Annotated in this window: 23 protein-coding genes; 8 read left to right on the forward strand and 15 right to left on the reverse strand. The window is 66.3% G+C overall.

All coding sequences use genetic code 11. The annotated features are described in order from the left end of the window. Positions 1-36: 36 nt before the first annotated feature. Complete coding sequence (locus tag JVX91_RS21235; RefSeq protein WP_240201637.1) at positions 37-930, reverse strand: LysR family transcriptional regulator; 894 nt, start codon at positions 928-930, stop codon at positions 37-39. Between the two features lie 84 nt (positions 931-1,014). On the opposite strand from JVX91_RS21235, the gene JVX91_RS21240 reads away from it, so the two are divergent. The 7 genes from JVX91_RS21240 to JVX91_RS21270 all read left to right on the forward strand — a co-directional run bounded on the left by JVX91_RS21240 (position 1,015) and on the right by JVX91_RS21270 (position 4,924). Next, entirely contained in the window at positions 1,015-1,749 is a 735-nt protein-coding gene (locus tag JVX91_RS21240; RefSeq protein ID WP_205336119.1) for a gamma-glutamyl-gamma-aminobutyrate hydrolase family protein, read from the forward strand. Beyond that, positions 1,746-2,069, forward strand: a complete 324-nt coding sequence (locus tag JVX91_RS21245) for an antibiotic biosynthesis monooxygenase (protein ID WP_205336120.1) — start codon at positions 1,746-1,748, stop codon at positions 2,067-2,069. Before JVX91_RS21240 ends, JVX91_RS21245 begins: the two co-directional genes overlap by 4 nt. 91 nt (positions 2,070-2,160) lie before the next feature. After that, positions 2,161-2,622, forward strand: a complete 462-nt coding sequence (locus JVX91_RS21250; protein ID WP_205336121.1) for a hypothetical protein — start codon at positions 2,161-2,163, stop codon at positions 2,620-2,622. Between the two features lie 17 nt (positions 2,623-2,639). After that, on the forward strand, positions 2,640-3,065 hold the full coding sequence (locus JVX91_RS21255; protein ID WP_205336122.1) for a VOC family protein: 426 nt from the start codon (positions 2,640-2,642) through the stop codon (positions 3,063-3,065). 116 nt (positions 3,066-3,181) lie between these two features. After that, positions 3,182-3,850 (forward strand): C40 family peptidase, encoded by a 669-nt coding sequence (locus tag JVX91_RS21260; RefSeq protein ID WP_240201638.1) that lies wholly within the window; start codon positions 3,182-3,184, stop codon positions 3,848-3,850. 150 nt (positions 3,851-4,000) lie between these two features. Then, entirely contained in the window at positions 4,001-4,600 is a 600-nt protein-coding gene (locus JVX91_RS21265; RefSeq protein ID WP_205336123.1) for a C40 family peptidase, read from the forward strand. A 30-nt stretch (positions 4,601-4,630) separates the two neighbouring features. Next, positions 4,631-4,924 carry a hypothetical protein gene (locus tag JVX91_RS21270; protein WP_205336124.1) on the forward strand — a complete coding sequence of 98 codons (294 nt, stop codon included), beginning with the start codon at positions 4,631-4,633 and terminating at the stop codon, positions 4,922-4,924. Positions 4,925-4,931: 7 nt separating this feature from the next. Here JVX91_RS21270 and JVX91_RS21275 read toward each other — a convergent pair whose 3' ends face one another. From JVX91_RS21275 to JVX91_RS21325, 11 genes are all read right to left on the reverse strand, one after another. After that, complete coding sequence (locus JVX91_RS21275) at positions 4,932-6,407, reverse strand: efflux transporter outer membrane subunit (RefSeq protein WP_205336125.1); 1,476 nt, start codon at positions 6,405-6,407, stop codon at positions 4,932-4,934. Next, on the reverse strand, positions 6,404-9,520 hold the full coding sequence (locus JVX91_RS21280; RefSeq protein WP_205336126.1) for a multidrug efflux RND transporter permease subunit: 3,117 nt from the start codon (positions 9,518-9,520) through the stop codon (positions 6,404-6,406). The genes JVX91_RS21275 and JVX91_RS21280 overlap by 4 nt, the downstream gene beginning before the upstream one ends. After that, positions 9,520-12,642, reverse strand: coding sequence for an MdtB/MuxB family multidrug efflux RND transporter permease subunit (locus JVX91_RS21285; protein WP_205336127.1), 3,123 nt, complete (start codon positions 12,640-12,642; stop codon positions 9,520-9,522). Before JVX91_RS21285 ends, JVX91_RS21280 begins: the two co-directional genes overlap by 1 nt. Further along, on the reverse strand, positions 12,639-13,952 hold the full coding sequence (locus tag JVX91_RS21290) for an MdtA/MuxA family multidrug efflux RND transporter periplasmic adaptor subunit (RefSeq protein WP_205336128.1): 1,314 nt from the start codon (positions 13,950-13,952) through the stop codon (positions 12,639-12,641). The genes JVX91_RS21285 and JVX91_RS21290 overlap by 4 nt, the downstream gene beginning before the upstream one ends. Positions 13,953-14,168: 216 nt before the next feature. Continuing rightward, positions 14,169-14,669, reverse strand: a complete 501-nt coding sequence (gene tpx, locus JVX91_RS21295) for a thiol peroxidase (RefSeq protein ID WP_205336129.1) — start codon at positions 14,667-14,669, stop codon at positions 14,169-14,171. A 183-nt stretch (positions 14,670-14,852) separates the two neighbouring features. Then, positions 14,853-15,146, reverse strand: coding sequence for a hypothetical protein (locus JVX91_RS21300; RefSeq protein ID WP_205336130.1), 294 nt, complete (start codon positions 15,144-15,146; stop codon positions 14,853-14,855). A 142-nt stretch (positions 15,147-15,288) separates the two neighbouring features. Next, positions 15,289-15,876, reverse strand: coding sequence for a hypothetical protein (locus JVX91_RS21305; RefSeq protein ID WP_205336131.1), 588 nt, complete (start codon positions 15,874-15,876; stop codon positions 15,289-15,291). A gap of 54 nt (positions 15,877-15,930) precedes the next feature. Next, positions 15,931-16,572, reverse strand: coding sequence for a LysE family transporter (locus JVX91_RS21310; RefSeq protein ID WP_205340065.1), 642 nt, complete (start codon positions 16,570-16,572; stop codon positions 15,931-15,933). Between the two features lie 88 nt (positions 16,573-16,660). Then, on the reverse strand, positions 16,661-17,050 hold the full coding sequence (locus JVX91_RS21315; RefSeq protein WP_205336132.1) for a VOC family protein: 390 nt from the start codon (positions 17,048-17,050) through the stop codon (positions 16,661-16,663). Positions 17,051-17,125: 75 nt separating this feature from the next. Beyond that, entirely contained in the window at positions 17,126-20,008 is a 2,883-nt protein-coding gene (locus JVX91_RS21320) for a C1 family peptidase (RefSeq protein ID WP_205336133.1), read from the reverse strand. A gap of 238 nt (positions 20,009-20,246) precedes the next feature. Further along, the gene (locus tag JVX91_RS21325) at positions 20,247-20,747 is read right to left on the reverse strand and encodes a VOC family protein (protein ID WP_205336134.1); all 501 of its coding nucleotides are present in this window, start codon (positions 20,745-20,747) and stop codon (positions 20,247-20,249) included. A 218-nt stretch (positions 20,748-20,965) separates the two neighbouring features. Here JVX91_RS21325 and JVX91_RS21330 point away from each other — a divergent pair, with 218 nt between their 5' ends. Then, a complete protein-coding gene (locus tag JVX91_RS21330) occupies positions 20,966-21,721 on the forward strand; it encodes a class II aldolase and adducin N-terminal domain-containing protein (RefSeq protein ID WP_240201639.1) in 756 nt (251 codons plus the stop codon). A 776-nt stretch (positions 21,722-22,497) separates the two neighbouring features. On the opposite strand, the gene JVX91_RS21335 is transcribed toward JVX91_RS21330, so the two are convergent. The 3 genes from JVX91_RS21335 to JVX91_RS21345 are packed head-to-tail and all read right to left on the reverse strand — an operon-like array spanning position 22,498 to position 26,358. Next, positions 22,498-23,520: a GlxA family transcriptional regulator gene (locus tag JVX91_RS21335; protein ID WP_205336135.1), complete on the reverse strand. Its 1,023-nt coding sequence runs from the start codon at positions 23,518-23,520 to the stop codon at positions 22,498-22,500. A gap of 9 nt (positions 23,521-23,529) precedes the next feature. Beyond that, positions 23,530-25,182 carry a choline dehydrogenase gene (locus JVX91_RS21340; protein WP_205336136.1) on the reverse strand — a complete coding sequence of 551 codons (1,653 nt, stop codon included), beginning with the start codon at positions 25,180-25,182 and terminating at the stop codon, positions 23,530-23,532. Between the two features lie 9 nt (positions 25,183-25,191). Then, positions 25,192-26,358 carry an aromatic ring-hydroxylating dioxygenase subunit alpha gene (locus JVX91_RS21345; protein ID WP_205336137.1) on the reverse strand — a complete coding sequence of 389 codons (1,167 nt, stop codon included), beginning with the start codon at positions 26,356-26,358 and terminating at the stop codon, positions 25,192-25,194. Between the last annotated feature and the right edge of the window lie 372 nt (positions 26,359-26,730).

Genomic DNA, 26,730 nt, shown 5'->3' on the forward strand with positions numbered 1-26,730 from the left:
CCCCGCCTGCGTGCGGGGTCTTTCGTTTCGGGCCGATCAGGCCGAACGCCGGATTGCCCCGGCCAGCTCCTCGAACAGCGTGACCACCGCGCGCAACGCACGGCAGTCCGGACGGGTCAGCAGCCAGAGGTGGGTGCTGCAACCGGGCAGCTCCGGTTCCAGCACCTGCAATCCATCGCCAGGCCGCAGCAGGAACGCCGGCAACGCCGCAAGACCGAGTCCGGCGCGGCACAGATCCAGTACCGACAGCATGCTGTTGCAGCGATAGGCCGGCTGCACCGCCGGAAATGCCTGGCGGCGCCAGGCGACGCTGGAGTGATCGGGCAGGAAATCATCCGGGGCGATCCAGCTCAGCTCCTGCCAGGGCCGCTCGCCCTGCTCGGCCAGATAGTCGTGGTGGGCACACAGGACATAATGCACTTCGCCCAGGTTGCGCCCGACCAGATGCTCCGGTGGCGTGCTGGTCAGGCGCAGGGCGATGTCGGCATCGCGGCGGCTGAGGTTGGCGAAGGCGTTGGAGGTCGTCAGCTCGAGGTTCAGCGCCGGATAGCGCTTCATGAAGCGCGCCAGCGCCGGCAGCAGCAGACCTTGCAGCACGGTATCCGAGCAGGTCAGGCGCACGGTGCCGCTGAGCACGTCGTGACCCTGTTCCAGTCCCAGCCGCGCCGCCTCCAGCGCCTGCTCCGCCAGCTCGGCCTGGGTCGCCAGCTGTTGCGCGGTAGCGGTGGCAAGGTAGCCATGACGGCCCTTCTCGAACAGGGCGGTGCCCAGAGCCTTCTCCAGCCGGCGTACCGCGCGGAACACCGTGGAGACGTCTACCTCCAGCAATTCCGCGGCGCGGGCGAGACTGCCTCCGCGCACCAGCGCCAGCACCAGGGCAAGATCCGTGTACTCAAGACGGTATTGCATCGACGCACTCCAAGGTTGCACAACCGCCCATTTCGATTGCACCTGCGCAACTATAAATTCCCTTCCATCGGCCCGCCACTGGGCAACGTCGAAGGGGAACGGAACATGGCAAAACGACGGAAAGCGCTGCGTATCGGCTTGATCGGCGACCGCGACAGCCGCGTCACCGCCCACTGGGCGATTCCCCTGGCCCTGCAGCAATCGCTGCTGCCGCATTCCGGCACATTGAGGGTCGACTGGCTCGACACACAGCGCCTGGCCGCCGGTCTGCCGCTGGAGCAGTACGCAGGCTTCTGGTGCATTCCCGGCAGCCCCTACCTCGACACCGAAGGCGCCTTGCGCGCCATCACCCATGCCCGGGAAAACGAGGTGCCCTACCTGGGAACCTGTGCCGGCTTCCAGCACGCGCTGCTGGAGCGTGCCCGCAACGTACACGGCTGGCGCGACGCGGCCCACGGCGAACTGGACATGGACTCCACGCGCCAGGTCATCCACGCCCTGCCCTGTTCGCTGGTGGAAGTCAGCGAGACCATCCGCCTGGCGTCCGGCTCCCGGCTGGAAAGCATCTACGGTGGTGCGACGATTCGCGAGGGCTACCGCTGCAGCTACGGGGTGAACCCGGAGTTCCAGCAGCAACTGTTCGGCGACTCTCTGCGTGCCTGCGCCCATGGCGAAGACGGCAGCATTCGCGCGCTGGAAGCCACTGATCATCCATTCTTCGTCGCCACCCTGTTCCAACCCGAACGCAAGGCGCTGGCAGGGATCGCCGTGCCACTGGCCGAGGCCTTCCTCTGCGCCGCGTTCCAGCACGCCACCGCCTCGGTCGGGAGTCCAGCATGATCGCCAGCACACCGAAGCCGCCCTACTACGCCGTCACCTTCACGTCCTACCGCACCGAACTAGACGAGGGTTACGGCCAGACCGCCACTCGCATGCTGGAGCTCGCGGCGCAACAGGACGGCTACCTGGGCGTCGAGTCCGCCCGCGGCGACGACGGCCTGGGCATCACCGTGTCCTACTGGCGCGACGAGGCCGCCATCCTGCGCTGGAAACTGCAGGCCGAGCACCGCATCGCCCAACAGGCGGGCCGCAGCGACTGGTACAGCGCGTTTCGCGTGCGCATCAGCCGCGTCGAACGTGAGTACGGCTTCGAACGCTGAGCGACCCGTTCTGCTCCAGACACGACATGGCGGGTTCGATGCCCCGGCGACATCGTCTAGGCTGCTCGCAGTCAGCAAGGGGGACCGACGCATGCATCGACAAGCCAGTGAACTGCAAGCCGCCTACCTGGGCGAAGTCCGCGGCGAAAACTTCTTTCTCGGCCTGGCCGAGCAGTTGCCCGAGGGGGCGTCCTCGATGCTCCTGCTGGCGCGGCTGGAGCGTCAGACCAGCCTGCGCATGGCACGGCTGCTGCAGCGCCATGGCCTGCCGCTGGGCGACACGGCCCACGCCGCCGCCCAGGGTCGCCAGCGCGCCAATGACTGGCGGGGACTCGACTGGACACAGACCCTGCGGAAGCTGGAAGACCTGGTAGAGCCGTACGTCGAGCGCTACGACAGCCTCGCCGAGCAAGGTGATGACGATGACCGCGACATCCTCGACGATTTCGCCGAGCACGAGCGCGCGCTACTCGCGTTCACCCGCCTTGCGCGCGAAGGCCAGATGCATGAGGCGAAGGCCACCATCACCCGCCTGCTCGCCGCACCCGCCTGAGCCCCGAGGAGAAACACATGGCTATTTCGCCCTTCCACCTTGCCATTCCGGTCTACGACCTGCCGCTTGCCCGGCGCTTCTACGGCGAAGTCCTCGGCCTCAGCGAAGGCCGCAGCAGCGCGCAATGGGTGGACTTCGACTTCTTCGGTCACCAGTTGGTGATCCACGAACACCCGCGCACCGCCAGCCAGGAAGCGGCGCATACCAATGCGGTGGATGGCCATGACGTACCGGTGCCGCACTTCGGCGTCGTCCTGCCGTGGGAGGACTGGGAGCGGCTGGCGCAACGATTGAGTGAGCAAGGCACCCGGTTCGTCATCGAACCCCATGTGCGGTTCCAGGGCCAGGTCGGCGAGCAGGCCACGCTGTTCCTTTTCGATCCTTGCGGCAACGCCCTGGAGTTCAAGGCCTTCAAGGACATCAGCCAACTCTTCGCCCACTGACCGGCTGTCAACAGTGGAATTAGCCTTCACACCGAGTGGAATCTTCCTACATATCGCCTACAGCTCAATTCCTAGGATAGCGCCCGTCCCAAACGTTCACCCCGAGGTGACTCGACGTGCGCTTCTTCCGCTGGTTCTGCCTATCCATGTTCTGCACCCTGGTTGCGCCTTTCGTCCTGGCCGACGATTTCGATGCCCCAGACTGGCGCCGACTCGAGACGGCATCCATCGACCGTAGCTTCCTGCCCGCCGACCACCCGCCCCTGCGGGGTGCGCAGAGCCTCGAACCCAGGCGTGCGCCGGCCATGTCTCGTGCCCTGCGGCCACTGGCGCAAGCGGAATACCCGAACATGTCGCGGCTCGCTTCATTGCGGCGCGGCGACCACAGGAACTTCAGCCCGGTGGATACCTCGCGCATCGTCAACCGCGCACAGGAACTGATCGGCACGCCCTATCGCTGGGGCGGTGAGACGGAAGAAACCGGATTCGATTGCAGCGGCCTGCTCGTCTACCTGTACCGCAGCATCGCCAACCGAAAACTGCCGCGCACCACCGCCTCGATGATCGCCCAACGCCACAACGAAGTGAGCCGCGACGAGCTGCGGCCGGGCGACGCGGTGTTCTTCAATCACAACGGCGAAGGCGGCACCAGCCACGTAGGGCTGTACATCGGCGACAACCGTTTCATCCATGCGCCCAGTACCGGCAAGACCATCCGTATCGACTCGCTGGACAACAGCTACTGGCAGCGTAGCTACACCACCGCACGGCGCTTTAGCGGCTGAGGCGTCGCCGAAGTCACATCAAACCCACACAAACTTGTAGAAGAGGAAATTTCCCACACAACAAGTAGTCACGCCCCGGGTTCGGCACGCCAGCCTGCTCACTATCATGGCGCCCTTTTTCCGCACCTATATCAGCAATACTGGAAGAAGATGCGTCCGTTCCCTCCCTACACATTGCCCTTGCTGCTCGCGCTCGCCATCCCGGTGTGCCAGGCCAACGAAATCAAATCCTCGCCGGCCTACCAGCAGACAGCCGCCAGCCTGCACAAGGAAGGTGGCTTCCGGGTCATTCGCTACAGCAATCTTCAGGTGCCCCAGCCCGACACGAGCCCCCGGACGCACAAAGTCGAGAACAGCCACGGCAACCGGTTTTCTCGCGTGATCGCCCGCGCCCTCGAGCTGATCGGCATTCCCTACCGCCGGGGCGGTTCCTCGGTCGCTGGCGGCTTCGATTGCAGCGGCCTGCTGGTCTACCTGTTCCGCACCCAGGCGGACATGGAGCTGCCGCGCACCACCGGCGAAATGATCCAGAGCGACGAGGCCACGCGAATCCGCCGCGACCAGCTCAAGCCCGGCGATGCCGTGTTCTTCAACCGCAATGGCCGCGGCCGCACCAGCCATGTGGGCCTGTACATCGGCCATGGCCAGTTCATCCATGCCCCCCGCACCGGCGAACGCATCCGCAAGGATTCGCTGGACGATGAGTACTGGCAGCGCAGCTATATCACCGCCCGCCGCTTCGAAGGTTGACCCTCTTTTTCATCTGCACGCGAGAATGGAATGCCAAGCATCCAGGTCGAGATCATCCGCTATACCGAAGAATGCTTCGCCGGCTGGGCGGAGTGCCGCCTGATCGATGCCGGCGGCCGCGATTGGCGCTTCCTCAAGCGCCGCTCGCTGCTCGAGCCGGGCGCGGACAGCGCCCAGTTGCCCGCGCTGGGACGGATCGCCTGCGAGGTGCTGGAGCGCATCGGCAGCGTGGCGGTGATTTCCACCCGAAAGCCTCGCGGCCTTCTCTCGGTCGATGGCGAAAGCCGCTTCAGGGTTCCACTGAGCGCGCTGATCGACGACTGACGCCAGGTCAGTCGCGCTTCGCCTGGCCTTCCTCGGCGATCTTCGCCGCATCCCAGCCGCCACCCAGGGCGGCGATCAACTGCACACTGGCGGTCAAGCGGCTGCCCATCAGGGTCAGCAGCGTGCGCTCGTTGGACAGCGCGGTGGTCTGGCTGGTGACCACGTCGCTGTAGTCGATGGTGCCGGCCTTGTACTGGTTGGTGGTCAGGCGCAGCGCCTCGCGCGCGGAGTCCAGCGCTTCCTGCTGCACACCGCTCTCTTCCTGCAGGACCTTGAGCTGGACCATGTAGTCCTCGACCTCGCGGAAGCTGTCCAGCACGGTCTGCCGGTAGCTGGCCACGGTCTGGTCATAGCTGGCCTCGGCCTGCTCCACCTGCGACGCGATCAGGCCGCCATCGAACAGGGTCATGGCGAATTGCGGGCCGATGGACCAGTAGCGATTGGGTGTCTCGATCCAGTTCTGGAAACTGCCGCTGCGATAACCGCCGGCCGCCGTCAGCGTCAGGTCAGGGAACCAGGCGGCCTTGGCGACGCCGATCTGCGCGTTGGCGGCGATCACCTTGCGCTCGGCGGAGGCCACGTCAGGTCGACGCTGGAGCAATTCCGACGGCAGCAGTGCCGGCACGTCCGGCAGGCTCGGCACAGCCTCCACTGCGGCCAGCGAGAACTGCGCCGGCGGCACGCCAACCAGCACCGCGATGGCGTGTTCCAGCTGGGCGCGCTGGTACTTCAGATCGATGGCCTGGGCCTCGGTGCTTTTCAGCTGGGTACGCGCCTGGGCGACGTCGGCCTTGGTGACGATACCGGCGTTGTACTGGTTCTCGGTGAGCTTGAGCGAGCGCTGGTAAGCGACGACGGTGTCGTTGAGCAGCTTGATCTGCTGGTCCATGACCCGCAGCTGCAGGTAGTTCTGGGTCAGCTCCGATTGCAGCGACAGGCGCGAGGCGGCAAGGTCCGCGGCGCTGGCGTCCATGCTTGCCGTGTCGGCTTCCAGCTGGCGACGCAGCTTGCCCCACAGGTCCAGCTCCCAGCTCACGCCAAGGCTGGCCGAATAGCTGTTGCTGATCGAACTGCTGCCGCCACCGCTGCTGACGGTGGAGCCATCGGGCAGGCGTACACTGCCGCCACTACCCGTGCCCTGGCCGGAGCGGGTCTTGCCGACATCGGCGCTGATGGTCGGGAAGAACGACGAGCGTGAGCCCTTGGTCAGTGCCTGGGCCTGGCGGTAGGACGCGAGGGACTGCGCCAGGGTCTGGTTGGCCGCGACCAGGCGGGTCTGCAGGTCGTTCAGGGTCGCGTCACCGTACAGCGTCCACCAGGCGCCATGGCTGAAACCGTCCTGGGGCTTGGCCAGTTGCCAGCCTTCGCCCTCCTTGAAGCTGGCGGGCACCGTCAGCTCGGGGCGCTGGTAGTCCGGCCCGATGGCGCAGCCGGCCACGGCCAGGGCCAGCACCAGGGGAAGGAAGGAACGGGAGCGGATCATACGGGTGTCTCCAGGGCGCCGTCGGTGCGCACGCCGCGCTTCTTGTTGACCCAATGGCGCAGGCGGTCGAGGTAGAGGTAGACGACGGGGGTGGTGTACAGGGTCAGCAACTGGCTGCCGATCAGGCCGCCGACGATGGTCATGCCCAGCGGGCGACGCAGCGCGGCGTCACCGCCGATGCCGAAGATAAGCGGCAGCGCGCCGAGGATGGCGGCCAGGGTGGTCATCATGATCGGCCGGAAGCGCTTCATGCAGGCTTCGAGAATCGCCTCGCGCGGCGACAGGCCCAGCGTGCGCTCGGCGTCGAGGGCGAAGTCGATCATCATGATGGCGTTCTTCTTCACGATACCGATCAGCAGGATCACCCCGATCAGCGCGATCAGCGACAGTTCGGTACGGAAGAGCATCAACGTCAGCAGCGCGCCAACGCCGGCGGAGGGCAGCGTGGAGAGAATCGTCAGCGGGTGCACGTAGCTCTCGTAGAGGATGCCCAGCACGATGTACACCGAGACCAGCGCCAGCAGGATCAGCCAGGGCATGTCGTTCTGCGTGTCCTGCACCGCGCCGGCGCTGCCCTCGAACGTCGCCTGGATTTCCATGGGCAGGTGCAGCGGCTCCAGCGCCGCCATCACCGCATCGCGGGCCGGACCGATCAGCGCGCCGGGCGCCAGGTTGAAGGAGAAGGTGGTGGCGGCGAACTGACCCTGGTGATTGACCGTCAGTGGCGCACGGCTCGGTTCGATATGGGTGAAGGCGGACAGCGGAATCCGCTGCCCCTCGCTGTTGATCACGTAGACCTGGCGCAGCTCTTCCGGCGACTCCTGGAAGGGTTGCGCCACTTCCATCACCACGTGGTACTGGTTCAGCGGGTTGAAGATGGTCGAGACCTGGCGCTGGCCGTAGGAGTTGTTCAGCACCGCGTCCACTTCAGCGACGTTCACCCCCAGGCTGGCCGCGCGGTCACGGTCGATCACCAACTGGCTCTGCACGCCCTTGTCCTGGGCGTCGCTGTTGACGTCCACCAGTTGCGGCAGCTTGTTCAGCACCGCTTCCACTTTCGGCGCCCACTCGCGCAGCAGGGTCAGGTCGTCGCTGCGCAGGGTGAACTGGTAGGCCGCGTTGCTTTCGCGGCCGCCGATGCGCACGTCCTGCCCCGCCACCAGGTAGAGGTTGGCGCCGGGGATCTGCGCGAGCTTCTTGCGCAGGCGATTGACGATGGCCTCGGCGGAATCACGCTCGGTGATGTCCTTGAGGGTGACGAAGAAAGAGCCCGTGTTGCTCGACTGCCATTTGCCGCCACCAACGAAGCCCACCACGTTTTCCACGCCCGGATCTTCCGAAAGTATCCGGCGGAACTCCGCCATCTTCCGGTCCAGCGCCTGGAACGAGATGCTCTGGTCGGCCACCGCGAAGCCGCGCAGGCGCCCGGAGTCCTGCTGCGGCAGGAAGCCCTTGGGCACCACGACGAACAGGTAGAGGTTCAGCGCGATGCAGCCGAGCATGATCATCACCATCAGCCGCGAGTGCTCCAGCGCCCAGCTCAGGCTGGCGCGGTAGCGCTGCATGAAGGCGACGAAATAGCGGTTGCTCTGGCGCTCCACCGAAGCCTTCTTCGGGCCACGCTCGACCGGCTTGAGCAGGCGCGCGCAGAGCATCGGCGTGAGGGTCAGGGAGACCACCAGCGAGACCAGGATGGCCGCTGCCAGGGTCACCGAGAACTCACGGAACAGCCGCCCGGTGATGCCGCCCATCAGCAGCAACGGGATGAACACCGCCACCAGCGACAGGGTCATCGACAACACGGTGAAGCTCACCTCGCGCGCGCCGCGAATGGCGGCCTGGATCGGCGGATCGCCCTCTTCGATGCGCCGGGCGATGTTCTCCACGACCACGATGGCATCGTCCACGACGAAGCCGGTGGCGATGATCAGCGCCATCAGCGACAGGTTGTTCAGCGAGAACCCGCACAGGTACATGACCGCGAAAGTACCCACCAGCGATACCGGTACCGCCAGGCTGGGGATCAGCGTGGCGCGGCCATTGCGCAGGAACAGGTAGACCACCAGGATCACCAGCACCACGGAGATGACCAGCGTCAGCTCCGCCTCCTCGAGCGAAGAGCGGATCGACGGACTGCGGTCATCCATCACCGACAACTTCACCTGGGGACCGAGCACGTCCTGGATGATCGGCAACTGCTCGTGGATCGCATCGGTGGCTTCGATGATGTTGGCGCCGGGCTGGCGGGTGATGATCAGCAGCACCGCCGGCAGGTCATCGGAGAAACCGGCGTTGCGCACGTCTTCCACCGAATCGGTGACCGTGGCGACGTCCTTCAGCCGCACGGCAGCGCCGGTGTCGGCGTTGTAATGAACGATCAGCGGCGCGTACTCGCTGGCCTTGCGCAACTGGTCATTGGCATCCACCTGCCAGTGCCGCTCACCGAACTCCAGCGCGCCCTTGGGCCCGTCGGCGTTGGTGTTGGCAATGGTGGTGCGCACGTTGTCCAGGGAGATACCGTAATGGCTGAGCTGGTCCGGATTGACGTCGACCCGCACCGCCGGCAGCGACGAACCACCGATGCTCACCTGCCCCACTCCTTTCACCTGTGCCAGCTTCGGCGAGACGATGGTCGAGGCCAGGTCGTACATCTGCCCGCGGGTGTAGGTGTCCGAGGTCAGGGTGAGGATCATGATCGGCATGTCCGACGGGTTCGCCTTGCGGTACGTCGGGTTGTTCGGCATGCCGGTGGGCAGCAGGCTCATCGCCGAGTTGATCGCCGACTGCACCTCGCGCGCGGCTCCGTCGATGTCCTTGGAGAGATCGAACTGCACGATGATGGTGGTGTTGCCCAGGGAGCTGCTGGAGGTCATGTCGGTGACCCCGGCGATGCGCCCGAGCGAGCGTTCCAGTGGCGTTGCCACGGTGGACGCCATGGTTTCCGGGCTGGCACCAGGCAGCGAGGCCTGCACCATGATGGTCGGGAAGTCGACGTTGGGCAGCGGCGCCACCGGCAACAGGCCGAACGACAGCGCACCGGCCAGCATCAACGCCAGGGTCAGCAGGCAGGTGGCGACCGGGCGCAGGATGAACAGCCGCGACAGGCCGCCCATCAGCCACGCTCCGCCGGGTCGATGCTGTTCACGTCGAGGCCATGACGACCACGCCAGGCGGCCCAGCGCGCGGCGAGACGATCGAAGTACAGGTAGATCACCGGCGTGGTGAACAGCGTCAGCAACTGGCTGACCAACAGGCCGCCGACCATGGTGATACCCAGCGGCTGGCGCAGCTCGGCGCCGGCGCCACCGGCGAGCATCAGCGGCAGCGCGCCAAGCAGCGCCGCCATGGTGGTCATCAGGATCGGCCGGAAGCGCAGCAGGCACGCCTGGTAGATCGCCTCATGGGGCGGCTTGCCCTCGTTGCGTTCGGCGTCGAGGGCGAAGTCGATCATCATGATCGCGTTCTTCTTCACGATGCCGATCAGCAGGATGATGCCAATGATCGCCACGATGCCGATCTCCTGCCCGGAGAGCATCAGCGCCAGCAGCGCACCCACGCCCGCCGAAGGCAGCGTGGAAAGGATGGTCACCGGGTGGATGAAGCTTTCGTAGAGGATGCCCAGCACGATGTACATGGTGACGATGGACGCCAGCACCAGCAGCAGGGTGTTCGACAGCGAGGCTTCGAACGCCTGGGCGGCGCCGCGGAAGCTGCCTTGCAGGCTCACCGGCATGTCCATCTGCGTCTCGACATCACGGATCGCCTGCACCGCCTCGCCCAGGGCGACACCCTTGGCGAGGTTGAAGGAGATGGTCGCCGCCGGGAACTGGGAGATATGGTTGACCGCCAGCAGGGTGTGGCGCTCCTCCACTTTCGCCAGGCTCGACAGGCGCACCTGGGTGCCATCGCTGGCCGGCACGTAAAGGTTCTCCAGCGACTGCGGGCCGATCTGGAATTCCGGCGCCACTTCCAGCACCACGCGGTACTGCGTGGCCTGGGTGAAGATGGTGGAGATCAGCCGCTGGCCGAAGGCGTTGTAGAGCACGCTGTCGATGTTCGACAGGCTCACGCCCAGGCGCGAGGCGGTGTCGCGGTCGATGGAGAGGTAGGCCTGCAGTCCCTTGTCCTGCCAGTCGGTGGCCACGTCGGCGAGTTCCGGCAGCTCCTGCAGACGGTCGACCAGGCGTGGCACCCAGTCGGCGAGCACCTCGGGATCGGCGTCCTGCAGGGTGAACTGGTACTGGGTACGGGCCACGCGGTCTTCGATGGTCAGGTCCTGCACCGGCTGCATGTACAGCCGGATGCCGGCGATCTTGTCCAGTTCCGGCTGCAGGCGATGGATCACCTCCGTCGCCGTGACATCGCGGTCCGCGTGGGGCTTGAGGTTGATCAGCAGGCGCCCGGTGTTGAGCGTGGCGTTGGTACCGTCGACACCGATGAAGGAGGACAGGCTTTCCACCGCCGGGTCCTTCAGCACCACCTTGGCGAGTTCCTGCTGGCGGCCGGCCATGGCCTGGAAGGAGATCGACTGCGGCGCTTCGGCGATGCCCTGGATCACCCCGGTGTCCTGGATCGGGAAGAAGCCCTTGGGCATGAACATGTAGAGCAGCGCGGTGAGCACCAGGGTACCGATGGCCACCAGCAGGGTCAGCGGCTGGTGCCGCAGGACCACGCGCAGGGCAGCGGCATAGCGCTCGATCATGCGGTCGATGAAGCGCCCCGCGGCGCGAGCGAAGCGCCCTTCGTCCTCCGGATTGACATGGCGCAGCAGCTTGGCGCTGAGCATCGGCGTGAGGGTCAGGGAGACGAAGCCGGAAATCAGGATCGCCACCGCCAGGGTGATGGCGAATTCGCGGAACAGCCGGCCGGCCACGTCGCCCATGAACAGCAGCGGAATCAGCACGGCGATCAGCGAAAAGGTCAGCGAGATGATGGTGAAACCGATCTGTTTCGAGCCCTTCAGTGCGGCTTCCAGCGGCGAATCGCCCTTTTCCAGGTAGCGCGCGATGTTCTCCACCATGACGATGGCGTCGTCCACCACGAAGCCAGTGGCGATGGTCAGCGCCATCAGCGTCAGGTTGTTGATCGAGAAGCCGGCGAGATACATCACGCCGAAGGTGCCGATCAGCGACAGTGGCACGGCGAAGCTGGGAATCAGCGTCGCGGAGATGTTGCGCAGGAACAGGAAGGTGACCATCACCACCAGGCAGACGGCGAGGAACAGCTCGAACTGCACGTCCGCCACCGAGGCGCGGATGGTCGTGGTGCGGTCGGTGAGCACCGTCACTTCGAGGCTGCCGGGCAGGGTCGCCTGCAGTTGCGGGAGCATCTTCTTGATGCTGTCCACCACCTCGATGACGTTGGCGCCCGGTTGGCGCTGGATGTTCAGCACCACCGCCGGCGAGGCGTTGGCCCAGGCGGCGAGGCGCACGTTCTCGGCGTCGTCGTCCACGCTGGCCACGTCACGCACGCGCAGCGGCGAGCCGTTCTTGTAGGCGATGATCAGGTCGCGGTACGCATCAGCGGACTTGAGCTGGTCGTTGGCGTCCAGCGTCGAGGAGCGCGTGGGGCCGTCGAAGCTGCCCTTGGGACCATTGAGGTTGTTGTTGGTGACGGTGGTCTGCAGGTCCTGCAGGCTCAGGCCGGCCGCGGCGAGCGCGGCCGGGTTGGCGCGGATGCGCACCGCGGGGCGCTGGCCGCCGCTGATGCTGACCAGGCCGACGCCGGAAATCTGCGAGATCTTCTGCGCAAGACGGGTATCGACGAGGTCCTGGATCTGCGGCAGCGGCATGTCCGGCGACATCACCGCCAGCGTCAGGATCGGCGCGTCCGCCGGGTTCACCTTGCTGTACACCGGCTGGTTCGGCAGGTCCTTGGGCAACAGGCTCTGTGCAGTGTTGATCGCTGCCTGGACTTCCTGCTCGGCCACATCGAGGTTGATGTCCAGGCTGAACTGCAGGGTGATCACCGAGGCGCCACCGGAGCTGGTCGAGGACATCTCGTTCAGGCCGGGAATCTGCCCCAGCTGGTTCTCCAGCGGCGCGGTGACCGAGGAGGTCATGATGTCCGGGCTGGCACCGGGATACAGCGTCACCACCTGGATGGTCGGGTAGTCCACTTCCGGCAGCGCCGAGATCGGCAGGAAGCGGTAGGCGATGATCCCCGACAGCAGGATCGCCACCATCAGGAGCGTGGTGGCGACCGGCCGCAGGATGAACAGGCGGGACGGGTTCATTCGCTCTTACCGCTGTCCTGGACCGGGCCGCTCTGAACGGCATCGGCCGAGCCGAACGGCTTGGCGGTACTCTTTTCACCTTGCGCGTCCGCGGCCTCCTGGGCCTTCTCGTCGGAAGCAACGATGTTCATGCGCGTACCGTCGCGCAGTCGATCGGTGCCCTGGACGACGACGCGATCGCCCTCTTTCAGGCCCTCGCTGACCACCACCCGCTCGCTCTCGCTGGTGCCCAGGGTGACCAACTGGCGCTTGGCCTTGTTCTCCTCGCCGACCAGATAGACATAGGTGCCATCGTTGCCGCGCTGCACGGCGTTGGCCGGGATGGTCAGCACGCCCTGCAGGGTTTCGGCGAGCAGGCGCACGTTGACGAACTGGTTGGGGAACAGCGCGTGATCGTCGTTCTCGAAGCCAGCCTTGAGTTTGACCGTGCCGGTGGTGGTGTCGATCTGGTTGTCCAGGGTCTTCAGCACGCCGGTGGCCAGGGTCCGGTTCTGATTGCGGTCCAGCGCCTCCACCGGCACCGGTTTGCCGCTGTACAGCTCGCGGGCGATGGTGCCGAGCTGCTGCTGCGGCAGACTGAACACCACGGAGATCGGCTTGACCTGGGTAATCACCACCAGCGGCGTGGTGTCGCCGGAAGTCACCAGATTGCCCACGTCCACCTGGCGCAGGCCGACGCGACCCGAGATGGGTGCGCGCACCTGAGTGAATTCGAGGTTGAGCTTGGCGTCGCTGACCTGGCCCTGGTTGGTCTTCAGGGTGCCCTCGTACTGGCGCACCTGGGCTTCCTGGGTATCCAGGGTCTGCTTGGCGATGGAGTCCTCGGCGTACAGGCCCTTGTAGCGGGCGAGATCGATCTGCGCGTTCTTCAGTTGCGCCTGGTTCTGCTGCAGGGTGCCCTGGGCCTGGTCCAGCGCCGCCTGGAACGGACGCGGATCGATCACCGCGAGCACGTCGCCGGCCTTCACTTCCTGGCCTTCCTGGAACGGCACCTTGATCAACTGGCCGCTGACCCGTGCGCGGACGTTGACCGTGTTGTAGGCCGTCACCGTGCCGAGCGCGTGGTAGTGCACCGGCAGATCGCCGCGAACCGCCGGGGCCACGCTGACCGTGATCGCGGTGCCCTGCCCCTGCGCCATCTGCCCTGGACTGGGTCGCCCGCCACGCCCGCCACCCTGGGCCGCCGGCGCACCGGACGACGTCGAATGCAGCCACATGATCAGGCCCACCACGGCGGCGAAAATGAGCGCGGTGAACAACCAGGGGCGCAGGGTGCGGAGTTTCGAGGGCTTTCCGTTGCTTGGGGTCATGGTCTTCGTCATGGCGAAAAGAAGTGAGAATAGCGACGCTGAACGATAAGCACAGCAAGGCCGCAGGCAAAGTCTCTTTACCCGCTATTTACCTTTGATTTACCGGGAGTTACGAATTACCGGGGCATTGCGACCCGGATTGGCCGGAAGGGTTCCCGACCTGACGGACCGACCCTGGCGGGTCGGCCCGGCTTTCTCATGAAAGCAGCAGCGTCATCAGGCCAGGGCGGCGATGGCGGCAGCGTAGTTCGGCTCGTCGGCGATCTCGCCAACCAGCTCGCTGTGCAGCACCTTGTTCTGCTCGTCCAGGACCACCACAGCGCGGGCGGCCAGGCCGGCCAGCGGGCCGTCGGCGATGGCCACGCCATAGTTGCCGAGGAACTCGCGGCCACGCAGGGTGGACAGGTTCACGACGTTCTCCAGGCCTTCGGCGCCGCAGAAGCGCGCCTGGGCGAACGGCAGGTCAGCGGAGATGCACAGCACCACGGTGTTGGCCAGCTTGCTCGCCTCGGCGTTGAACTTGCGCACGGAGGTGGCGCAGGTCGGGGTGTCGACGCTGGGGAAGATGTTCAGCACCTTGCGCTTGCCGGCGTAGGTTTCCAGGGTGACGTCGGACAGGTTGCCGGCGACCAGCGACAGGGCCGGAGCCTGCTCGCCTTTCTGCGGCAGCTTGCCATCGACGGAAACCGGATTGCCCTTGAGGGTGACTTGAGCCATTGCTTGGGTCCTTCTGTGTGGGGTGGCGGCGTCAGCCCGATGCCAACGCCACCGGAGGATTCGGGGCCGGGGGCAAATCCTAGCACGACTTTCCCGAGCGGATTACTCGGGATATGAACGGTTGCCGATGACGCGGACGCCCGCGGCCGGCTCGCAGCCGCTGCGCCCCGCGTCATCCCCTGTTCAGGCCGCGCCGACGAACGCCTGATCGTGGAAACCCCGCGGCAGGCGCTGGGTGCCCGGCATGGCGGCCAGACGTTTCTCCCAATGGCTGCGCCAATCGTTGTGCACGACTTCCGCGCGCGCCTTGCGCTGGGCCCGGCGGGCGGCATTGCGGGCGGTACGGCGGGCTTCCTTGTAGACCTCGGTGTTGCGGCAGTTGCGGCATTTCACCCGATTGAGCTCGGTGGTGGTCGCCAGGTTCTTGCCTGGGTGACCGCACGCCAGGTGGCCCTTGACCTTGTAGTGAGTGACCATCGCAGATTCTCCCTGTCCGGCGAGCGCACCCTCGCCGCTTGGCGGTGCCACAGCCGGGCGGGCGGTGCGTGCCGAATGACTGTGGCGCTCAGGAAATAGGACGTGCCAGCAGCGCCAGCAGTTCGAATTTTCTGGCGGCGCTCTAGGGCTTGGACCAGTGTGGCCGCTCCGTGGTCAGCGTGAGCTGCGCCGGGGTGGCCTTGGCGAACGTGAAGGTGAAGCGGCATTCCCAGGGCGTGGAAGCGTCCCGAGCCAAGGCCAGCATGCGCGACACACCCATGCTGAGGTTGCCGACGCCCTCCGCCACCACGACTGAATGCGGCGCCAGCGGGAATGGCAGGACATGGCCGCTGGCGCGATCGATCGCGCGCGCGCCACTGACCAGCACGCCACTGCCCAGCGACTCCCCGCCCTTGCTGACCTCCACACCAACGCTCACAAGGCTGTCGGTCTGGTCGCTCAGGTTGGCCAGGTGCGCGCCGAGCCGGTACTCCCACAACTGGTTGTCGTCGCCGAACGATGGTGACGTCGAGGTCAGCCAGGCTTCGCGTACCTCGCAACGCGGCTTGACCTTGCGCTCGGGCCAGAAGGCCGCAATGGCGGCGGCAACGCCGAGCAGGCCGATGACGCCCAGGGCGTCGGCCAGGGCAAGGTGAAACACGCTCATCAGGTAGAGCGCCACGATCAGCAGCGCAATCCCCAGCAGTAGTGTCGCGACGACTTTGCGCATGATTGCCCGCCTCGCGTCCCGGTTCGCTTCCTAGGGTGTAGCAGAACGGCGGTATCAGCGCGTCGCCAGCATCCGTGCGCCGAACAGCAGGTAGCAGCAGCCGGCGAAGCGATCCAGGGCCCGGCGGAAACGACGGTAGACGCCGGCCATGCGCTCGCTGGCGAAAACCAGCACCACGCAGCAGTACCAGCTGAACGACAGCGTCACCATCAGCGCGATTGCCATCGCCAGCAGCGGCGCCGGCGGCGATGCCGGCATGGCCGTGGCGAACAGGGTGGCGACGAAGAGCGCGGTCTTGGGATTGGTCAGGTTGCCCAGCAGGCCCAGGCGGAAGACCGAAAAGGCGCTGCGCTGCCGGGCCACTTCGGTGAGGCTCTCGCCGCCATCCGCTGGCGTCCGGCGCTTGAGCAGCTTGATGCCGAGGTAGATCAGGTAAGCGCCTCCGGCCAGCTTGAACAGCAGGTACAACGAGGGTGCGGCGGTAAACAGCGATTTGATCCCGAGGCCACCCGCCAGCCCCCAGATGACCGTGCCACTGGCCACTCCCAGCGCGGCGATCAAGCCGTGGCGGCGTGAGTGCACCGCGGCGATCCGCGCGGTGGTGAAGAAGTTCGGCCCTGGCGTGACCACCGCCACCACCCAGAGCAGGGCAACGGAAAACAGGGGAGCAAGGTAGCTGGCGTTGAACATGGGCAACTCTCGGATCGGCATCAGGAATCAGGAATCAGGAATCAGGAATCAGGAATCGGCGATTGGCAGCCATTCTAGCGCCCCGGTCCCGACCTCAGTCTTCCAGATGACAGACGCAGCACACCTTGTTGCCGTCCAGGTCGCGTGCGTAGGCGCCGTAATAGGTCGGCGAATAGTGCAAGCGCAGGCCGGGGGCGCCCTCGTCCACGCCGCCCAACTGCATTACGCGGGCATGGAAGGCATCGACCTGGTGACGCGTCCGCGCTTCGAACGCCACCAGGCTGCCGTTGCCGACGCTGGCCGGCTGGCCGTTGATCGGCTCGTAGACGCAGAACACCACGTCGCTGTCCGGGTGGGCGAACAGCGCCCGCTCCGGCGCATGACGGTGGGCCTTGAGGACGATCCCCAGCGGCTCGAGCACCCGCGTGTAGAAATCGATGGCCCGCGGCAGGTCGTTGGTGCCCACGGTGATGTGGCTGAACATACGGCGACTCCTCGGCTGGAGCGCCCGGCCAGGGCGGACGACGGCCAGGCGTGTTGGCGATGCGAGCAGAGGCTATCAATAGCCGCGCAGGTCATCCACCGGCATCGCCAGCGGTCCGCCGGTGATCCGCGTCAGCGTGCGCGTGATGATGTCCACGGCGTTGTCGAAGCAGCCATGGGCCGCGGCGATATCCACCCTGGGCGACAGGCAGGTGGCGACCTTGGCTCCCTCGAGCAACTGGATCTGCTTGCCCTGGACGAGCCCCGCCGCGGCCAGTGCCTGGCGCCACTTGCTCAGCGCCTCGCCAGTGGCGGACGAGCCGTCCCAGCCCCGGTAGTTGGGGTCGAGCACGTTGGCCAGGCCGAGGATCGGCGTCCGCAGGTCGCCCTCCAGTGCGTTGGACACCAGGTACAGCAGCGACTTGCGATAGATCGCCGCGGTGTTGTCGTCGCGCTCGGCACGGTCGGAAAGGATATCCAGGTACAGCCGCTTCATCAGTTGGTCGTGGGGCGCGTAATGGCGGTTGGCGAACTGCACGGTGCAGGCCGGTGCATAGAGGTGGATCGACGATACGTTGTCCGCCACGCCGCGCGCCGCCATCACATCGATCAGCCAGCCGAGGAAGATCGACCCGGCGGAATGGCCGACCAGGTGGATTTCCAGTTGCTGGCCCCAGGTCCGCACCAGGTTCTGCAGCGCCGTCACCAGCAGGTCGCCGCCGCGTGTGGGCAGCGTGGAAAACTCGGCGTTCTCCTTCATCTCGCTCCAGATCGGCCGCGCCAGGGGGCGCCCGACGCTGGCTTCGAGCAGGGCGTCGGAGGCGTCGGTCAAGGCCTCCCGCACGCCACCGGCGCGCGCCGGCTCGCTGCGGAAGCGGTCGGCGATGATGTCGCCAATGGATTCCAGCACACCTGTCTTCCACACCACGAACAGTGGGTAGCAGCCGTTGCCGATGAAATAGCGGCCCATGGCGCGGGCGCGGGTGATGGCGGCCTCCTCGCTGTTCAGACCGCCGTGGACGATGATCACCACGCGCTTGGTGTTGCCGGGCTGGCTGCGCAGCCACTGGTCCGGCAGCGTGCAGGCCTGGAACAGCAGCGTGCGGCTCAGCTCGTCCTGGGTCAGGTAGCGGCTGACCCGGCCGTCGTTGCCCATCACGATGCTGTGCTCGTAGGCGGTCGCCTCGTTCCACCAGACGGCCTTGTTCGCCCCCGAGCGCGCGGTGGTCTGCTGGCTGCCGGCCGCCAGTTGGCCGAGCACCACGCCCGGCACACCCAGCGCCGCGACCCAGGCGTCCATGGCGTTGGCCAGCCAGTCGGCGTAACTGAGGATGGCGAAGCCGCCGCTACCCCACTCCCAGCCCCAGGAGTTCTGCACGATGAAACCTTCGGTGTTGAAACCCACCAGGGCGAAGGCGTGCCCGCCTGCCTGGGAAGGACGGCCATCGAACGGAATCTTCTGCAACGTGCCATGGGTGATGGGCGGCGGCGCCTTGCGTCCCTTCTTCAGCGGCTGGCCGATGTCGGGGCTGCCCGGCAGCTGGTTCCAGCCGTCATGGGTAAAGGCCGAGACGTAGATCGCGCCGACCTCCTGGATCGCCGCCTGGAGGTCGGTGATGGACTTCACCTCGATGCGGTAATAGACGCCCAGGGTGGTCTGGGTGGCGCGGGTGGCATAGCCGAAGCTCGGTTGGGTGATGCCTTGGGCGGTATAGGGCCAGTCATCCTCCAGGCACACACCATGGTGGAACCATCCCTTGAGCGCGCCGCGACAACTCGAGCCGTCGTAATCCTCGCCGGAGTATTCGTCATAGCGCCGGGCGAAGTCGTAGAGCATGCGCGGGCTGACCGACTGGAAATCGCTGTCCGGATTGCCCGACTTGCGCCAGCGCAGGTAGTTGATCACGCAGGCCAGGCCGAAGCCGGTGCAGGCGCCCTCCTGGCCCTGATCGAGGATCAGCCCGGCGCGGCTGTACTCCGCCAGGTAGAGCGCAACGTCGGCGTTGCTCGGAAAGATGTCGGGCAGGCTGGCCGGCGGCGGCAGGTAGGCGCGATCACGCAGGTCGACCGGGTCCTTGCTGGCGTTGAGGCGCGGCGCCCCGGCAGCCTTGGCGGCTACCTTGCCGCGCGTCTTGCCGGCCAGCGGCGGAAGAATCCGCCCGGCGATCTCGAACACGCTGTAGAAGCGGTCCAGGCCGTGGCTACCGCCGTTCACCAACTTGCGCGCAGCGAGGAAGTCCTTCGGCTTGCCAACCAACCCCGTCGGCAGCGCCGCTCGCATCTTCGTCGCGCAGTTGGCCAGGAATAACGCCAGCAGCGCCGCGGCGACTTCCGGGGCGTTGGCCAGATCGGGCATCGCGACGATGTCGACGCCGATCTGCTTCGCGTACTTTTCGTAGTTGTCCCGTCCGGTCAGTTGCACGAAGCCGCGCCCGCGAAAGCGCGCGCCGTCGCCGGGCTGGACGTTGCCCAGGTCCTTGCGCCCATCATAGGCGCCGAAGGCCGACTGGCCCGGACGGGTATTGAACTGCGAGGGAAACTCGGAGATCGGCACGAAGCCTTCGGTCTCCGCGCGAATGGTGCCCAGCGCCGCCAGCAGCAGTGGCCGGTCGGTCAACCCGGCCGCTTCCAGTGCCGCGCTGACATAGGGCAGGTAGCGGCGCACATTGGAACGCTTGGTCGCCGGGAACAGCTCCTGGGTCTGTGGCAGATCGATGGCGATGCCCTTGAGCGGCAGCAACCCCAGCAGGTTGAGGCAGTAGGCGCCGACCACGCCATCGGCGATGACACCCACGCCCGATTGCCAGTGGCGCACCGCCGCCTCGGTCTGTGCGTCGAACTCGGTACCGCCGCCCAGGCCCGGAAACTGCTCCGCATCGTCGCCCAGCACCTCGGCGAGCCTGCTGCGCAACGTGCCGACCGCCTTGCCCTTGTGTCCCTGTACCAACAGTGTGTCCATGGCCTTGTCTCCGCTTGTCCGCTGATGGATTCCAATGCAACACGGCACGTGCCCATAGAAATTCCACCGACCGACAACCGCGAATCACGGCCACACCGTTCCACGAGAGCAGCATGCTGCGGGGCCCGGGCCCCGCTCTACGGATGGACGCGCCTCCTTGCTGCCTGGCAACGCCCACCCCGCCTTGAACTATAGGCCCGCGCCAGCCAGCCGCCAGCGCCACTGGGTTCTCGGTATTTCAGTTACCGGCATGAGCGCGTTCGATGGCGGCCATGTCGAGTTTCTTCATGCCCATCACCGCCTGCAGCGTGCGGCTGGCCTTCGCCTTGTCCGGGTCGGCCACCATGTCGCCGACGTGGCGCGGGCAGATCTGCCAGGACACGCCATAGCGGTCCTTCAGCCAGCCGCAGATCTGCGCCTCCACCGGACCGCCGGCGCCGAGTTTTTCCCAGAAGTGGTCGATCTCCTTCTGGCTGTCGCACATCACCTGCAGCGAGAGCGCCTCGGTGAAGTTGAACGCCGGCCCGCCGTTGAGGGCGACGAAGGTCTGGCCATCCAGCACGAACTCCACCGTCAGCACCGAGCCGGGCACGCCGCCGTGGCGGTCCTTCTCGGCCTCGGGGTAATAGGCGGTCTGGACGATCCGCGAATTGGGGAAGATGCCGGTGTAGAACTCGGCCGCTTCCTGGGCCTTGCCGTCGAACCAGAGGCAGGGCGTGATGCGTTGCAGGCTGGACATGTCGAATCTCCTGATTCACGCGCGGTCGGCATGACCGGCATGCAGCTTGGTCGCCTGGGCGGCAACGGAATCGACAAGTCTAGGCGGACTTTCCGGCTTTACCGGACAGCCGGTCGAGCGGCATCGGCGGTCGTTCGGCATCAAGCGTCGCGGGCGTGGCTCCCTAGACTCGAACTTAGCCCGGCCACACCGGCACGGGATATCTCACCGGAGCCGCCATGCCCAAACTCGCCACCGTCGCTTCGCCCATGGGCCTGGAACGCCAGGGCCGCATCGACCTCGCCTGCGCCTTCCGCTGGGCCGCACGCCTGAACCTGCACGAAGCCATCGCCAACCACTTCAGCCTGGCGCTTTCGGACGATGGCCGGGACTTCCTGATCAACCCCTACGGCCGGCACTTCTCGCAGATACGCGCCAGCGACCTGCTGCGCCTGCACGCGGACGACCCCGAGGCGCTGAACCGCCCGGACGCGCCGGACATCACCGCCTGGGCGCTGCATGGCGCGCTGCATCGCAACCATCCGCAGGCGCGCTGCATCCTCCATGTGCATTCGAAGTACGCAACCGCCCTCGCCTGCCTGGCCGATTCGCGCCTGCCGCCCATCGAGCAGAACAGCATGCGCTTCTTCGAGCGCGTGGCCATCGACGAAGGCTTCGACGGCATGGGCCTGGGCGATGAAGCCGAGCGCGTCAGCCGCCTGCTGGGTGACAAGCCGATCCTGCTGATGGGCAACCATGGCGTGCTGGTCGCGGCACCCAGCGTGGCCCAGGCGTTCGATGACCTGTACTACTTCGAGCGGGCCTGCGAGGTCTACCTCACCGCCCTGGCCAGCGGTCGCCCGCTGCGCATCGCCAGCGACGAGGTGGCGCGCAAGACCATGCGGCAATGGCTGGAGTATCCGGGATTCGCCGAGCGGCATTTCGCGGCGCTGCGGGAGATGTTGATGGAGAGCGAGCCGGCGTTCGCCGATTGAAGTACGACCGAGCCCCGAGGCTCCGTCGGGATATTCCTGTGCGCCTCGACCCTCTCCCCCCGCCCTGGCTACGCCCCCCGCTCCGAAGGGAGAGGGAGCTGTCCATGCCGGCTGACACAACTCTTTCAACCTGCACCGAACGATCCCCTCTCCCCCTGGGAGAGGGTCAGGGTGAGGGCTAGGCCAAGCGCAGAGGCATCTCGCAGGAGCGGACTCCGTCCGCGATGGTATCCGGCGCGAAGTGGAACCGATCGCGGACGGAGTCCGCTCCTACGGAAGAACAGGCTTTCTCGACGGTTACGCCCAATGGCATGACATGGAGCGCCATCGCAGGCCACACAGCAGCGCATCCCTGTAGGAGCGAACCGCCGGTTGCACCGAGTTGCCGGTGAGTGGTTCGCGAGCAAGAACCAGGCGTCCCCCTCGCTCCTACAAAAAGCCATCCGCGCAGGCCTGCACCGAACGATCCCCTCTCCCCCTGGGAGAGGGTCAGGGTGAGGGCCAGGCCAAGCGCAGAGGCACCTCGTAGGAGCGGACTCCGTCCGCGATAGTATCCGGCGCGAAGTGGAACCGATCACGGACGGAGTCCGCTCCTACGGAAGAACAGGCTTTCTCGACGGTTACGCCCAATGGCATGACATGGAGCGCCATCGCAGGCCACACAGCAGCGTATCCCTGTAGGAGCGAACCGCCGGTTGCACCGAGTTGCCGGTGAGTGGTTCGCGAGCAAGAACCAGGCGTCCCCCTCGCTCCTACAAAAAGCCATCCGCGTAGCGCTAGCTATCACGCCCCAGCGGCTGGCGCATCACCGGCGCCGTATAGGTCTGGGTGCGGTCCGAGCTGGGCGGGCAACCGAAATGCGCGCGGTAGGCGCGAGAGAAATGCTCCAGCGAACCAAAACCGGAACTGGCCGCCACCTGCGCCACGCTCAGGCGCGTCTGCTGCAACAGGCTGTGCGCACGGCCCAGGCGCAGGACGATGTAGTACTTGAGCGGCGACAACCCGGTGTGCTGTTTGAACTGCCGCTCCAGCTGGCGCCGCGACAGGCCGACGCGCTCGGCGATGGCGTCGCATTCCAGCGGTTCCTCCAGCGCCTGCTCCATCAGCGCGATGGCGCGGCGCACCTTGCCGCCGTGGGCGTGGGCGTCGCTCTGCCGCCCCTGCAACTGGTGCGCACCGGGCTCGCGGGTGTCGCCCAGCAACAGGTGCATGGCGATCTCCCGCGGCAGGTCGGCGTCCACCCGCTGGGCGATCCAGCCCAGCATCAGGTCGAGAATGGCGCTGGCTCCTGCGCAGGTCAGGCGCTGGCGGTCGAGGGTGTAGAGCTGCGCGCGGGCCTGGACCTTCGGGTAGCTCTCCTGGAAGCCCTGCAGGTTGTCCCAGTGCACCGCCGCGGGAAAGCCATCCAGCACTCCCGCCGCGGCCAGCAGCTCGGTACCGGTCTCGATGCCCGCCAGCGTCGTGCCGAACGCCGCCTGCCGGCGCAGCCAGCTTTTCAGCGGACGATTGCGCGCGTGCTTGTGCACGTCGAAGCTGGCGATGACGAAACAGGCATCCCAGCCCCGCTCCGGGTCGATGGCCTCGTGCACCGTGCTGGTCAGGCCGTTGCTAGCGGTCACCGGCTCACCATCCAGCGACAGCAGTTTCCACTCGAACAGCGCCTCGCCGCCCAGCCAGTTGGCGATGGCCAGCGGCTCGACCACCGCCGCCAGCCCCAGGCCGGGGAACGACGGCAACAGCAGCAGGCCCACGCGCAAAGGCTCGCGGCGAAATCGGGAAGGCGGTGCGACACTGGCCATCGACTCTCCTTAGCGCTGTTGGTGCTGCCACTGCGGGTGCAGCCACACCGGGACGTTGGCCGCCGGCAGTGGCGGCAGCCCCCGGATCATATCGCTGGCCTTCTCAGCAATCATCACCGTCGGCGCATTGGTGTTGCCGCTGACAATGCTCGGCATGATCGATGCGTCGACCACTCGCAACCCACGCAGGCCATGCACGCGCAACTGCGGATCGACCACCGCCTCGGGATCGTTGGCCAGCCCCATCTTGCACGTACCGCTGGCATGGTAGCCGGTCTCGGTAACGCGCCGCGCCCAGGCGTCCAGCTCGGCGTCGCTGTGGGCCAGCGGGCCGGGCGTCAGCTCTTCGCCCGCCAGCCCGCGCATCGACGGCTGGCGCATCAGCTCGCGCACCAGGCGTGCGCCGGCGCGCATGTCGGCACGGTCCTGCTCGGTCTGCAGGTAGTTGAAGAGGATGCGCGGTGCCTGCCGGGGCTCGGCGCTGCGCAGGGTGACGCTGCCCAGGCTGGTGGGCCGCATCAGGTCAATGTGTACTTGGAAAGCGTGGTCCGGCACCGGCGCCACGCTGCCCGGCTGTACCGCCAGCGGCATGAAGGTGAGTTGCAGATCAGGGTGTTCGACGCCCGCACGGGAGCGGATGAAGGCGCCGGCCTCGAAATGGTTGCTCGCCGCCAGCCCGTCGTGGGTGGCGAACCAGCGTGCGCCGATCCACCATTTGCCCGGCGCGCGGGTCCAGGGGTAGATCGATACCGGTGCCTTGCAGATGAATTGCACGACGCTGTCGGGGTGATCGTTCAGGCGTCGACCCACGCCCGGAAGGTCATGCTTCACCGCGATGCCCAGCTGGTGCAGTTCGTCCGCCGGGCCGATGCCCGAGAGCAATAGCAGATGCGGCGAATTGATCGCCCCCGCCGTCAGCAATACTTCGCGGCTTGCAGGGGCGGTCAGTGCCTGGCCGTTCTGCGCGTACTCCACGCCCACCGCACGATCACCCTCGAACAGAATGCGCAACGCCAGCGCGCCCGTGGCGACGGTGACGTTGCCGCGCCCCAGCGCCTCTCCCAGGTAGCCGCGCGACGTGCTCCAGCGCTTGCCCTGCCGCGTAGTGCGATCAACCCGTCCGAAGCCCTCCTGGCGATGGCCGTTGAGATCGCTGCTGCGCCCGTAGCCCGCCTCCTCGCCCGCCGCGACGAATGCCGCGCAGAGCGGCTTGTCGATATCGCCGGGGGTGACGTGCAGATGCCCCGCCGCCCCATGGTAATCGTCGGCACCGCTGGCATGGTTCTCCGAGCGAATGAAGTACGGCAGCACGCGCTGGTAATCCCAGCCTTCGCAGCCCTGCGCCGCCCAGCCGTCGTAGTCGCGGGCGTGGCCACGGATGTAGACCATGCCGTTGATCGAAGACGAACCTCCAAGCGTGCGTCCGCGCGGCGTGGCGATCCGCCGGCCATCGAGATAGGGTTCAGGCTCGCTACAGTAGCTCCAGTTGTAACGCGTGCCGCCAGCCACGATGCCCACTGCCGAGGGCATGTCGATGGTCCAGCTCTTGTCCGCCGGGCCCGCTTCCAGCAACAGGATGCGCACGGCCGGATCGGCGCCCAGGCGGTTGGCCAGCACGCAGCCGGCCGAGCCCGCGCCGACGATGACGTAGTCGTAGTCCATGGCCAATCCTCAGAGCTGCGCGCCGTGGATACCCTGGAACACCAGGCGGTGGAAGTGGTGCACCAGGTGCTCGCTCTCGTTGCTGCGCTCGGCGTCGATCATGTAGCGCCCCTGGTCGTAGCCCATGGAGTGCAGGCCCTTCTGCACGCTGATGTTCAGGGCGATGTCCTCGGGCCCCAGCTCTTCGTTCATCCAGCGCATGCAGGCCTTGCTTACCTCGGCAGTCTGCTCATTGGCCGAGTAGTAGCCGAAGCGCAGCAGTGAACGCTCGGCGTCCAGCGGAATCATGATGAAGGTGCCGAGAAACTCGGAGAACGGGAAGGTGTAGAAGGTGTTGTTCGGCCACATGCCGATGTTGAAGAAGCACTCGTCGGGGTTCAGGTCGCTGCGCAGTCTCACCCCGTAAGCCTCGCCCGCTTCGAGGTTGGCCGGGGCGATGTAGGTCCACCAGTTGTCGCGCTTGGTCAGGCGGTAGCCCTTGAAGTCGATCAGCTTGGCCAGGTCGATATGGCACGGCCCGGAGAGCTTGAAGTGATAGCCCTCGATGGAGTTATCCATGATCACCTTCCAGTTGGCCGGGACGATCACGTCCGCCTCCTCGATCAGGCGCATGTCGGCCAGATTCGGGAACACGCGATGCATCTCCTCGTCGGCGCCGGGGAACAGTTCGGCCAGTGACGGCGCGTTCGGATCGAGGTTGAAGTAGAGGAAGCCGCCCAGCTCTTCCAGGCGTACCTGCGGGATGGCGAATTCCGCCTTGTCGAAGTCCTTGATCCGCTCGCAACGCGGCGCACTGCGCAGCGCGCCATCCATCTCGTAGCACCAGGAGTGGTAGGCGCAGCGCACGATGCCACCGGTGTTGCCGCGACGTTCCTCCAGCAGGCGGTTGCCGCGGTGCTGGCAGACGTTGTGGAAGGCGCGGATGTCTCCGGCGCGACTGCGGGCGATGACGATGCTCTGGTCGAACAGATCGCAGACCACGTACTGACCGACTTCGGCGAATTCGCTCAGGTGTCCGGCGACATGCCAGGAGCGCAGGAAGATGTTGTCGCGCTCGGCCTTGAACAGCGCCTCGTCGAAGAAATAGCGCGACGGCAGGGTGAAGGCCTGCTCCGGGTCCTGGCGGTCCCAGCCGTCGATGGAAGTACGCAGTTTCAGGCTCTCGATGGACGACATGCTCGACTCTCCTCGGCTTCTTCTGGCGTGGCCGGCTCATGGTCCGGCGGCTCGGTTCGAGGACAAATCTAGGGGCACACCTGCGGCGACTCTTGATGAAAAACGACAAGTTTTCTGGGGGATTGATCAAGCGCCCCTGCCTTCGAAGCAGAGCGTGAAGAGAAAAAATCGAGCTTCCTGAAGGCTTGTTCGAAGCTCCCTCTCCCCAGCCCTCTCCCTGGAGGGAGAGGGAGCTATTCGTGCCGGCTGACGTATCGGTATGACTCTGCGCCGATCCAGTCCCCTCTCCCTTCGGAGCGGGGCGCGTAGCCAGGGCTAGGGAGAGGGCAACAGGGCACCGACACGAGACCATGACACCCCTTGGCAGCAAAC

It is taken from the genome of Pseudomonas sp. PDNC002, from assembly GCF_016919445.1.
Lineage (GTDB): Bacteria > Pseudomonadota > Gammaproteobacteria > Pseudomonadales > Pseudomonadaceae > Pseudomonas.

Bases quoted from the DNA above. Each gene is read 5' to 3' on its own strand.
- JVX91_RS21240 (WP_205336119.1), top strand. From the start codon at position 1,015: ATGGCAAAACGACGGAAAGCGCTGCGTATCGGCTTGATCGGCGACCGC.
- JVX91_RS21245 (WP_205336120.1), top strand. From the start codon at position 1,746: ATGATCGCCAGCACACCGAAGCCGCCCTACTACGCCGTCACCTTCACG.
- JVX91_RS21250 (WP_205336121.1), top strand. From the start codon at position 2,161: ATGCATCGACAAGCCAGTGAACTGCAAGCCGCCTACCTGGGCGAAGTC.
- JVX91_RS21255 (WP_205336122.1), top strand. From the start codon at position 2,640: ATGGCTATTTCGCCCTTCCACCTTGCCATTCCGGTCTACGACCTGCCG.
- JVX91_RS21265 (WP_205336123.1), top strand. From the start codon at position 4,001: ATGCGTCCGTTCCCTCCCTACACATTGCCCTTGCTGCTCGCGCTCGCC.
- JVX91_RS21270 (WP_205336124.1), top strand. From the start codon at position 4,631: ATGCCAAGCATCCAGGTCGAGATCATCCGCTATACCGAAGAATGCTTC.
- JVX91_RS21275 (WP_205336125.1), bottom strand. From the start codon at position 6,407: ATGATCCGCTCCCGTTCCTTCCTTCCCCTGGTGCTGGCCCTGGCCGTG.
- JVX91_RS21280 (WP_205336126.1), bottom strand. From the start codon at position 9,520: ATGGGCGGCCTGTCGCGGCTGTTCATCCTGCGCCCGGTCGCCACCTGC.
- JVX91_RS21285 (WP_205336127.1), bottom strand. From the start codon at position 12,642: ATGAACCCGTCCCGCCTGTTCATCCTGCGGCCGGTCGCCACCACGCTC.
- JVX91_RS21290 (WP_205336128.1), bottom strand. From the start codon at position 13,952: ATGACCCCAAGCAACGGAAAGCCCTCGAAACTCCGCACCCTGCGCCCC.
- tpx (WP_205336129.1), bottom strand. From the start codon at position 14,669: ATGGCTCAAGTCACCCTCAAGGGCAATCCGGTTTCCGTCGATGGCAAG.
- JVX91_RS21300 (WP_205336130.1), bottom strand. From the start codon at position 15,146: ATGGTCACTCACTACAAGGTCAAGGGCCACCTGGCGTGCGGTCACCCA.
- JVX91_RS21305 (WP_205336131.1), bottom strand. From the start codon at position 15,876: ATGCGCAAAGTCGTCGCGACACTACTGCTGGGGATTGCGCTGCTGATC.
- JVX91_RS21315 (WP_205336132.1), bottom strand. From the start codon at position 17,050: ATGTTCAGCCACATCACCGTGGGCACCAACGACCTGCCGCGGGCCATC.
- JVX91_RS21320 (WP_205336133.1), bottom strand. From the start codon at position 20,008: ATGGACACACTGTTGGTACAGGGACACAAGGGCAAGGCGGTCGGCACG.
- JVX91_RS21325 (WP_205336134.1), bottom strand. From the start codon at position 20,747: ATGTCCAGCCTGCAACGCATCACGCCCTGCCTCTGGTTCGACGGCAAG.
- JVX91_RS21330 (WP_240201639.1), top strand. From the start codon at position 20,966: ATGCCCAAACTCGCCACCGTCGCTTCGCCCATGGGCCTGGAACGCCAG.
- JVX91_RS21335 (WP_205336135.1), bottom strand. From the start codon at position 23,520: ATGGCCAGTGTCGCACCGCCTTCCCGATTTCGCCGCGAGCCTTTGCGC.
- JVX91_RS21340 (WP_205336136.1), bottom strand. From the start codon at position 25,182: ATGGACTACGACTACGTCATCGTCGGCGCGGGCTCGGCCGGCTGCGTG.
- JVX91_RS21345 (WP_205336137.1), bottom strand. From the start codon at position 26,358: ATGTCGTCCATCGAGAGCCTGAAACTGCGTACTTCCATCGACGGCTGG.